Source organism: Arthrobacter sp. 08Y14, assembly GCF_002929455.1.
In the GTDB taxonomy this organism is placed as follows: domain Bacteria; phylum Actinomycetota; class Actinomycetes; order Actinomycetales; family Micrococcaceae; genus Arthrobacter_B; species Arthrobacter_B sunyaminii.
The window spans coordinates 1-541 of the sequence record NZ_PJIX01000053.1 but is presented as its reverse complement, the minus strand read 5'-3'; the positions used below and the strand labels follow the sequence as shown (position 1 = coordinate 541).

Sequence of the window (541 nt, the reverse complement as noted above, 5' to 3'; positions counted from 1 at the left end):
GTCACCGTCACATCGATGGTGATATCCGGATGCGCCTCGGCAAAGCTGCCAAGCAGCGGCCCGGATAAAAAGGCGTCGGCAATCGAGGTGACGGCAATCTTCAAATGCCCCGCCGGCCTGATGTCTCCGCCGAGATCCTCAAGCGCTGCCCCGATATCCGCCATCGGACGGCCAAGCATCGCCAACAGTCTCGTCCCGGCTTCGGTTAGCCGAACGCTGCGCGTCGTGCGCACCACAAGCGCGATGCCACAGGCGTTTTCAAGGCGCTGAACGCCCTGGCTGACAGCAGAGCGGGTAACACCGAGGCGCCGGGCGGCGGCGGCAAAACTCTGCTCCTCGGCAACCGCGAGAAACAGCGGCAACAGGTTCAAATCCAGCATCATTGTAAAGTATCACTCACCAATCTGGTCATCATCAGATGGATACCGATGACAACGCCACCCGTCTAGGGTCCCTTGCATCGGCCAAGCAATCCGCGCCGACCCACAAGACGAGAGGATTTCTCAATGACCATGACCATGACCATCACCATCAGATCGAT

1 protein-coding gene is annotated in these 541 nt (G+C 59.5%); it reads right to left on the bottom strand.

Features of this window, described 5'->3' with window-relative positions:
• Positions 1-380 (bottom strand): LysR family transcriptional regulator (locus tag CXR03_RS18980; RefSeq protein WP_219816290.1); only part of this gene is annotated, 380 nt, incomplete at its 3' end.
• Positions 381-541: the final 161 nt, after the last annotated feature.